At 51.7% G+C, this 8,957-nt stretch carries 8 protein-coding genes; 3 read left to right on the forward strand and 5 right to left on the reverse strand.

Annotated features, from left to right (window positions below):
* A partial coding sequence (locus AC4MRN_RS17165; RefSeq protein ID WP_491203968.1) for a methyl-accepting chemotaxis protein occupies nt 1–1,164 on the forward strand: 1,164 nt, incomplete at its 5' end.
* 27 nt (nt 1,165–1,191) lie between these two features.
* Nucleotides 1,192–1,560, forward strand: coding sequence for a TFIIB-type zinc ribbon-containing protein (locus AC4MRN_RS17170; protein WP_487966304.1), 369 nt, complete (start codon nt 1,192–1,194; stop codon nt 1,558–1,560).
* 16 nt (nt 1,561–1,576) lie between these two features.
* On the opposite strand, the gene AC4MRN_RS17175 is transcribed toward AC4MRN_RS17170, so the two are convergent.
* Together AC4MRN_RS17175 and AC4MRN_RS17180 are read right to left on the reverse strand one after the other, a co-directional pair.
* A complete protein-coding gene (locus AC4MRN_RS17175) occupies nt 1,577–2,671 on the reverse strand; it encodes an acetate/propionate family kinase (RefSeq protein ID WP_491203969.1) in 1,095 nt (364 codons plus the stop codon).
* Nucleotides 2,668–4,062 (reverse strand): bifunctional enoyl-CoA hydratase/phosphate acetyltransferase, encoded by a 1,395-nt coding sequence (locus AC4MRN_RS17180; RefSeq protein WP_491203970.1) that lies wholly within the window; start codon nt 4,060–4,062, stop codon nt 2,668–2,670. The genes AC4MRN_RS17175 and AC4MRN_RS17180 overlap by 4 nt, the downstream gene beginning before the upstream one ends.
* Before the next feature lie 152 nt (nt 4,063–4,214).
* Here AC4MRN_RS17180 and AC4MRN_RS17185 point away from each other — a divergent pair, with 152 nt between their 5' ends.
* On the forward strand, nt 4,215–5,948 hold the full coding sequence (locus AC4MRN_RS17185) for a PHA/PHB synthase family protein (protein WP_491203971.1): 1,734 nt from the start codon (nt 4,215–4,217) through the stop codon (nt 5,946–5,948).
* Nucleotides 5,949–5,971: 23 nt separating this feature from the next.
* Here AC4MRN_RS17185 and AC4MRN_RS17190 read toward each other — a convergent pair whose 3' ends face one another.
* The 3 genes from AC4MRN_RS17190 to AC4MRN_RS17200 are packed head-to-tail and all read right to left on the reverse strand — an operon-like array spanning nt 5,972 to nt 8,845.
* The gene (locus tag AC4MRN_RS17190; protein ID WP_155016125.1) at nt 5,972–6,493 is read right to left on the reverse strand and encodes an Lcl C-terminal domain-containing protein; all 522 of its coding nucleotides are present in this window, start codon (nt 6,491–6,493) and stop codon (nt 5,972–5,974) included.
* A 2-nt stretch (nt 6,494–6,495) separates the two neighbouring features.
* Nucleotides 6,496–8,235 (reverse strand): Lcl C-terminal domain-containing protein, encoded by a 1,740-nt coding sequence (locus tag AC4MRN_RS17195; RefSeq protein WP_491203972.1) that lies wholly within the window; start codon nt 8,233–8,235, stop codon nt 6,496–6,498.
* A 31-nt stretch (nt 8,236–8,266) separates the two neighbouring features.
* Nucleotides 8,267–8,845 (reverse strand): DapH/DapD/GlmU-related protein, encoded by a 579-nt coding sequence (locus AC4MRN_RS17200; protein WP_491203973.1) that lies wholly within the window; start codon nt 8,843–8,845, stop codon nt 8,267–8,269.
* Nucleotides 8,846–8,957 lie beyond the last annotated feature (112 nt).

The following is an 8,957-nucleotide window of genomic DNA, read 5'->3' on the forward strand; positions in this document are numbered from 1 at the left end:
CGCGAAACCGGTGTCGATAAAATTGTTGGCACCAGCCGCGAAGTCAAAATAGAACGCCGCGACGGAAAAACCTTGTGGGGCCGACTGTCATTGTCGAAAGTGAAACTGAATGACCGGACTCTGTATACTGCCTTTATTAAAGATGTGACTGAAGAAGTCGAACAGCGTGAGTTGCAACGCATGCTGTCGCTGGTGGCCAATGAAACTGACAACGCGGTTATTATTTCTGATGCAGAGGGCTTGATAGAATACGTTAATACCGGATTCGAAAAGCTGACAGGCTGGAAGCTGGATGAAGTGAAAGGCAAAAAGCCGGGGTCATTCTTGCAGGGCACAGAGACCGACCCAAGAACCGTAGATGTCATTCGACAGCGTATCAAAAACCGTGAAGCGTTTTACGATGAGATTCTGAATTACCGCAAAGACGGCACCCCCTACTGGACGTCCCTGTCTATTAATCCGGTTTTTGAAAACAGCAAACTGGTCAATTTCATTGCGGTACAGGCCGATATTACCCGCGTTAAGCAAATGGCACTTGATTTTACCAACAAGCTCCATGCCATTGGCAGCGCATTGGTATTGCTGGAGATAGAGCCCAATGGCCGGGTTATTGAAGCCAATAAGCTGCTGAAAGAAACACTCAGCGGTGTCATTCAGGTCGAAGATTTCGCCCACCAACTTAATCAGCAGCTTACTGCAGAGGAAAAAGCTGAATTAGAGAGTTCTGGCTTTGTATCCAAAGTACTCGAACTAAAACAAGAGGGACACTATCTGGCCTTCGACTCGCGGCTTTGCGCGTTGAAGAACTTTGCCGGTGAAGTTACGCGCTACGTGTTCTTTGCCATCGACGTAACCTCACGCAAACAGGCCGTCAATGAGACTCAGGATGCGATGCAGGAACTGCTAACGACCAGCCAGACAATCAGCACTATAGTTGGCACGATCAATTCTATATCGGAGCAAACAAACTTGCTTGCGCTTAACGCAGCCATTGAAGCCGCCCGGGCGGGTGATCTGGGCCGTGGCTTTGCCGTGGTGGCTGATGAAGTCAGAACGCTGGCCGGTAACTCTCAGGTATCGTCGAATGAAATTGACAATCTGGTGAGAACGACTGTGGGTAAAATCGAAGAGCTTGCCAGTTTGATTAGACGCATCGACAATTAGACATCATCACAACAATAAGGAAGTGAGATGCAATGTCCAAAATGTAGTGGTACGTTTGCTCATGTTCAAACCCCGCTCGGGGTAATAGAGCGTTGTCAGGACTGCGGCGGGTTATGGTTTGATGTGCTGGAACACCAGGACCTTAAAGCCATAGCCAAATCCATCGATACCGGCGATAAAGCCGTGGGTGTAAAATACAACGAGATAAAAAATATCTTGTGTCCGGTCTGTCCAAACACCCGCATGCTGAACATGGTGGACAGCCGCCAGACGCACATTCGCTTTGAAAGCTGCCCGGGTTGCCATGGCCGGTTTTATGATGCTGGTGAGTTTACTGATTTTGCCACTTTGCGCATTACTGACGTTCTCAAACGCTTTGGCTTGCTGAGAACGTGAAGCGCATAAATTCGACCTAGGCTTTTAAAAGCGTTCGCATATGCTGTGCAATTACCCACTCTTCGTCGGTGGGCAATACCCTGACAACAACCTTGCTATCCGCTGCCTGAATTTCTGCGGCGTGTTGCAGGTTGGCATTGGAATCAATGTTCACACCCAACCAGCCTAACTGTGCGCATACGCGCTCCCGAATAAACGTGGCATGCTCACCTACACCTGCTGTAAATATCAGTGTGTCGAGGCCCTGTAAATCTGCCGCCAGTGCCCCAATGGCCCTGACGATATAAAGACAATACAAGGCAATGGCCTGTTCAACTGCAGGCTGATCAGCGTGTTCCAACAGTGCTCGCATATCAGCACTGAGGCCCGATACCCCTTTCAATCCGGCCTCTTTATATAACATGGATGTGAGCGTGGTGGCATCGATGCCCAGATGGGTTTGGCAGTGCAATACCAGCCCCGGGTCCAGGGTGCCGCAACGGGTTGCCATCATCAGGCCGTCCAGCGCGGTAAACCCCATGCTGGAACTGACGCTTTTTCCCTTCAGCATTGCGCAGGCACTGGCGCCACTGCCAAGGTGCAAGGCAATGCATTTTCCGCCGTGATCTGATGCGCAGGCAGCCAATTGCTGACTGATGTATTCGTAAGACAAACCGTGAAAGCCGTAACGTCGCAATCCTTTGTCCCGCAGTGAAGCGGGTAGGGCATACAAGGTATGTAACGTCGACTGGGTGTTATGAAATGCGGTGTCGAAGCAAGCTATTTGCGGAAGCTCGGGGTGGGCGTCACGCAACACATCAATCGCGTGTAGATTATGCGGTTGATGCAATGGGGCCAGATCAGTCAGATTGTGCAGCTCAGTAAGGTTGTCATCGTTAACGACAACGGGCGCAGTAAATCGCTCACCACCGTGCACAACCCTGTGCCCCACGGCAGCAACCTGGCCGGCATGGTGCAAAATGGCTTCCAGTGATTGGGCGAAGGTGTCGGGTGTAATTTCGGTATTGCCACGCTCTTCTACACTCAGGTCACCGGCATTAAGTACCGCGTATTTTAGTGTCGAAGACCCACTGTTTATCACTAGGTACCTGGCCGCGTGTGGGGAGTTCATCGCGTTTGCCCTTCGCGTTTGCGTTGGAATACCAGCGCCATGGCACACGACGCTTTACGGGTCGCCGGACCGCCAGCCCGACTGGTGAGAATAATTGGCACACGGGCCCCGAGCACAATACCGGCCCCTTCAATACCCGACAAGTAGCGCATTTGTTTGAACAGCATGTTGCCAGATTCAAGATCCGGGGCAACCAGAATGTCGGCGTCACCCGCCACCTGAGACAAAATGCCTTTTGATTTCGCGGCTTCGCTGGAAATTGCGTTGTCCATGGCCAGCGGGCCATCCAGCAGGCCGCCGGTGATTTGTCCGCGTTCAGCCATTTTGCACAGTGCGGTCGCATCCAGCGTAGAGGGGATTTTCTCTTCAACGGTTTCCACCGCCGACAAAATAGCAACTTTCGGCGTGGTATTGGTAAGCGCGCTCACCAGGTCGATGGCATTTTGAATAATGTCTTTCTTAGCCGCCAAATTAGGGCGAATGTTTATCGCGGCGTCCGTCAAAAACAGCGATTTATGGTAGCTTGGCGCATCTAATGCGAAAATGTGGCTCATCACCCGGCCGGTGCGAAGGCCGTAATCCTTATTGAGCACTTCGTGCATTAACTCATCGGTGTGTAAATGGCCTTTCATCAGCGCCTCGGCTTCACCCGATGACACCATTTTTACCGCGGTTTCTGCTGCTGCGTGACTGTGAGGCGTGTCTATCAGTCTGATGCCTGAAATATCCAGTTGATTGTCGATAGCGACCTGCTCAATGCGTGCTTTTGGGCCAACCAGAATAGGTACTATCAGGCTATCGCTGGCCGCTTCCAGAGCGCCGGCGAGTGAGTTGGCATCGACTGGGTGTACCACACAGGTTTTGAGCGGGCGCATGCCCTTTGCCATGGTCATAAACTGCTGATAGCGTGCGCTGGACTCTTCTTTTAGTTCCAGCGCCGGAAGAGACGCACGAGGGCGGGCAATGGCTTCAGCCGGGGCTTTTACCAGCGCCTGCCCTGAAATTACGGTTTCGTTTAATTGATTGACGCAAGTACAGTCGAGCACGACCCGGTGGTGTGCCTGTTTCTCGGTAACAGTGACCGTAACGATAAGGTTATCACCCAGTGAAACCGGTTTTAAAAACGTAAAGTCCTGTTTCAGGTAAATCGTTCCCGGGCCCGGAAGCTGTGTCCCCAGAACGGTGGATATCAGTGCACCTCCCCACATGCCGTGGGCAATAATGTGGTGAAACTGTGAACTGTTAGCGTACTCTTCGTCCACATGCGCGGGATTAACGTCGCCCGACATAATGGCGAACAGCTGAATATCCTTGCGGGATAAGGTACGGGTGAGAGACGCTGAATCACCAATCTGAATGTCGTTAAACGGTTTATTACGGATCATGTCCATGAGAGCTCTCCGTGGAAAAAGAATCAGAAACAGCAAAGCACCCGTGTAGCATAAACACTTTTAGGAAATCGTTATTGATACCCATCAAGATCAAGCTTTTTCTTTTTTTCTGGTGATAAATTGACCTTATTGGCCTTTGGTAAGGAATCACCATGATCAACCGCGAAAGTAATGTTATTGAATACACCTACGCTGACCGGCAATCAGCCCCTGATGATGTCAGCGAGCCACTTAAGCCTGACTACGCAATTAATCAACTGCTTAGCCAGTTCACTGGTGGCATTGACCCGGTCGCTTACGGCCTGGCATTTACTGACTGGTTCATTCATTTGTTGTTGTCATTGGGCAAGCAGCAGGCTTTGCTGGATCTGTCTCTCACTCATGCCTGCGGTCAGAACGCAGAGTGTGAAGAGGCTGCTGAAGATAATCGCCTGGCCGGCGCAGAATGGATCCCCTGGCCCTATGCATTTTACCGTCAGTCCTACCTTGCAACGCGACAATGGTGGCAGTTAGCTACGCGCGACGTGCAGGGAGTGGAAAAGCACCATACTGACATGGTGAACTTTGCTGTGCGCCAATGGTTAGAAGCGTTGTCGCCAGCTAATTTTCCTCTGACTAACCCTGCAGTAACGCACGCTACGTTGGCGACCTCGGGAAACAATCTGGTGAAGGGGCTGGACAACTGGTTGCAGGACGTTACGCAGCAGTATCTGGGTAGCAGTAAATCCGCACATAGCCCCTATCAGGTGGGTAAAAACCTGGCGGTTACACCGGGAAAAGTGGTGTTTAAAAACGCATTGCTGGAACTGATTCAGTATGCGCCCTCGACCGATACAGTGAAAGCCGAGCCGGTGTTAATTACGCCTGCCTGGATCATGAAGTACTACATTCTCGATTTGTCTGAACACAACTCGCTAGTGAAATACCTGGTCGACAAAGGCCATACGGTATTTATGATTTCCTGGAAAAATCCGCAACAAGACGATCACAACGTTGGGCTGGTGGACTACCTGAAGCAGGGGCTGGGTGAGGCTATCGCTGCGGTCCAGTCCAGAATGCCCGGGCAACGCATTCACGGCGTCGGGTATTGTCTGGGAGGCACCTTGCTGAGTATGGCTGCTGCCTGGCTGGAGCGAGAGAAACGCAGCCCGTTTTGCTCGTTAACCTTACTGGCCGCGCAAACTGACTTCAGCGATGCCGGTGATCTTCGGTTGTTTATTGATGAGAGCCAGCTAGCCATGCTTGAAGCTGTCATGGCCAAACACGGTTATTTACCCAAAGAAAGTATGGCTGGCACTTTTGTGATACTGCGAGCGAACTACCTGTTGTGGGCAAAGTGGGTGAAAGAGTATTTACTGGGTGAGCGTCAGCACGCCAACGACCTGCTTAGCTGGAATCAGGATGCGACCCGTATGCCCGCACGCATGCATTCAGAGTATCTGCGACAGTGTTATTTGAACAACGCGTTGGCCGGTGGTCAGATTATGGTAGATGACAAGCCTATTGCGTTGGCCGATATTCAGGTTCCGTTGTTTGTGGTGGGGACCGCAAAAGATCACGTCGCGCCCTGGCAGTCGGTTTACAAAGTCAACTTGCTGATAGACAAAGACATTACGTTTTTACTGACAAACGGCGGCCACAATGCGGGCATTATCAGTGAGCCTGGGCACCCGCATCGGGTTTATCAGGTGGCAACAAAAAAAGAAGACGGGCCTTACCTGCCACCGCAGGCCTGGCTGAAAGACGTTCCCATGCACGAAGGTTCATGGTGGCCAGTGTGGCAGCAATGGCTGGCTGACAATTCAACTGAAGACGTGACAGCAAGGAAAATTAACAGTGCTGATGGCTTGCCGGAGGCGCCCGGACAATACGTGCTGCAAGAGTAGGGGGCAGTATTGCCCCCCAGGCTTTACTCGGTAGGTAACTTTGTGCGCACTAAGCGCAAGTAAACAGTGCGATCCTTTTCTTTTATGGAGTGACTGGCATTGAAAAACGCAACAGTCCAGGCACGCAGCGGGTCCATAATGGAGGGCGTGGAAGTCCAGAAGCTGTCTGGCGGCGTAGCCGGGAAAAACGTGCCGTTGATCGCCGGACGAACACAGTCACGTTCAGCCAGGCTGGCCAGTTCTTTTAAATTGGGCACACGCCAGCCTTCGCGCAGATCGGCATCATAGGTATAGGCATACGTAAGCGCCTCCTGCCAGGTCATTTGCTCGGCTTCACCGGTACAGGTGCTACCATCGAAAGTCTGACCCACGGCGCAACGTTGCCAGATTAATCCGGTGGGCGTGTGCAGAACCGTACTGGTTGTGATGGTTGAGAAGTCATCATCTGGTGTGGTGTCGTCGGCGTTAGCCAAACAGGTTTGCGCCTGTGCGGCCTGAACCACGCTCAGTATAAGCAGACTCATTAATGTGAACAGTGATTTCATAATTATCGCCCTGCCCTAACCAGTCGAATACTGGCTGCCGAAGATTTGTTCAGGAAGTTGTCTACACCGGAAATAAAATCAATCGCCCAAGCGTTTTGTGCCGCGTCATTGCTGACACCATCTGCACTCGGTAAGCTCGTCCAGTACCACAGTGTGCCCGCGGTACCGTCGCCGGTGTAAGGGAAGTACTGGGTATCAATGCGCGGTGAGCTGCCTTTACCAAAATGCACCAGTGACAGCAGGTCACCATGGGTGGGCAGTCGCCAGTCATAAAAACCGCACAGTCCTGCAGTGTTAATGGCATCGATATAGGCTTCGGTATTACAGTTGGTGAGGGTGCACTGCGTTGATGTGCCATTCAAACTGCCTTCCGACCCACCATTGTTGTCGGTGCTGTACCAGCTGTACAGATGGTCCTGATCGCGCAGCCCCCCATCAGTGGTTTTTATTTCCCACACCAGTCCGGTTACATTGTCACGAACACAGCTAAACTGCGTCACGTCATCGTCTTGTTCATCGCCGTTGGCGTTGAGTTTTGTAAAATCAAAGCCGGCCTGGCCGCGACCGGCTTTGTCTAGAATACCCGCATTGGCCAGCGCGTCTGCGCCTTTATGGGCGTCCTGACCCGGCCAGGCGTTTTGCTGTGTGTTGCCATTCGCGGTGTCATTGGCTTGCTGAGACATACCTGTGTCATTGAGCACGCGAACCGGGAACGGGCGAACGGTGACGCGTTTGGTTTCGGTGACCACATTGCCGTAGCTGTCTTCGACTGTCAGGTAAAACTCTAATTCGGTGGTGTCGGTTACCAGAGGAGCTACGGCATAGGTGTCGGCCTGGGTAGGCTGAACAATGACAGGCTCACTGTCACCGCTGTATGTCCATCTCGCACTCAAGGGGTATGCAGCCTGCAGTGAACTGCTTGCGGTGCCGTCTAGCAGAATAGTTTCGCCGCCAAAGACTGCCTGATTAAGGCCAACAGAGACTTGGGGCTGCGTTTCAAATGCCGACAGAATAGTAATGGAATAGGAGGTCGTATTGGTTGCTCCTTCCTGATCGGTTACCGTGAGTGAAAAAGTCAGAGTCTGGCGGCTGTCGGCGATGGGCGTTGAAATGACCAGCGTAGATTGATCCGCCTCAAGACCGGAAATAACATCGCTGCCAGCGGTTTGTTCCCACAACCACTTCGCAATCGCGTCACTGCTGGTATTGTCAGCATCAAAGCTGTTTCTTCCGTCCAGCGTTATAGTAACACCGGCAGGGTAAGTGCCGGGGTCAACATCTGGCCAGTCTGCTACAGTAATTGATGCGGTAGGCTCGCTGTTTTGCGGCGTCACCGTTAGTACAAAGCTATCGGTGGCGGTCTGGCTGCTCGCGTCGGTGGCAGTAACCGATATAGTAAATTGCGTTTCACTGGTAACTGCTGGCGCGGTAAGGGTAGCGGCAGAGCTGGTCGTGGCTTCTTGGGCAATCGTAATGGACGAGGGGGCCGTCCAGCGGTATGTGACCTCGCCTGAAGGATAGGATACCTGTGCAGACAAAGAGATTGTGGCCTGCTCAGCCATACTGCGATCCCGGCCTGCATTTACCGCAAAGGTTTCATCTGCAGCGTCTTTGCTAAGACCGCCACAGGCAGCCAGTAAGCAGGCGGCGAAAGTCAGGAAAAATAGTCGGAGTTGCTTCATATTGAAATACGTCATGTCACCGAGTCGCTTTATGCGTCTGTCTTTATAGGACTGTTTCAACCATAGTTGGTTATCGGCAAACCTGCTTAATTCATTGAGGATTTTGCTGAATTTTTCGAATGCGAGCGGCTGGAATCCCGTAAGCTAATGTATTAGCAGGTAATGATTCGGTTACCAGGCTACCCGCGCCAATGACGCAGTTGTCTCCTATCGACACGCCAGCCGCTATGCGCACATTGGCGCCTACCCAAACCCGGTGCCCCAGTGTTACTGGATTGGCAACTTCGTGGTCCGCGTCGGGACCAGCAGTAAACCGCCCGACCACAGACGAAATGACGGTATTGGGGCCAATCAGTACCTGGTTGCCAATATGAATCGGACAGGCATCGATAATCGACACATTATGATTCAGAAAAGTCCCTTTTCCGATGTAAGTTTGGCAGCCATATTCCGTGTAGATTGAAGACGCAACCTGCACCCCTTTTGATTTAGCTAAAAGTACAGACAGGGTGGCTGCACGTTCAGCAAATGCCGACGGGGACAAGGTGTTAAAGCGACGGTTGTGTTCATTAGCTCGTGCGCGTGCGTGTCGTAACGATTCATCATTGGTATTGTGGGGCACGCCTGGGGTGATGCGCAGATCTTCATTCCGTGTGTTTATGGCATTCAATCAGTAATGACCTATGATTAGGGGTATATCACTATTTACATTTTTGAACTTCCCTACTAAAAATGCAAACAAGAGACTGATATAACTAAACTAAAAGGTAATAGCATGGGCT

The sequence above is a fragment of the Marisediminitalea sp. genome, from assembly GCF_984433645.1.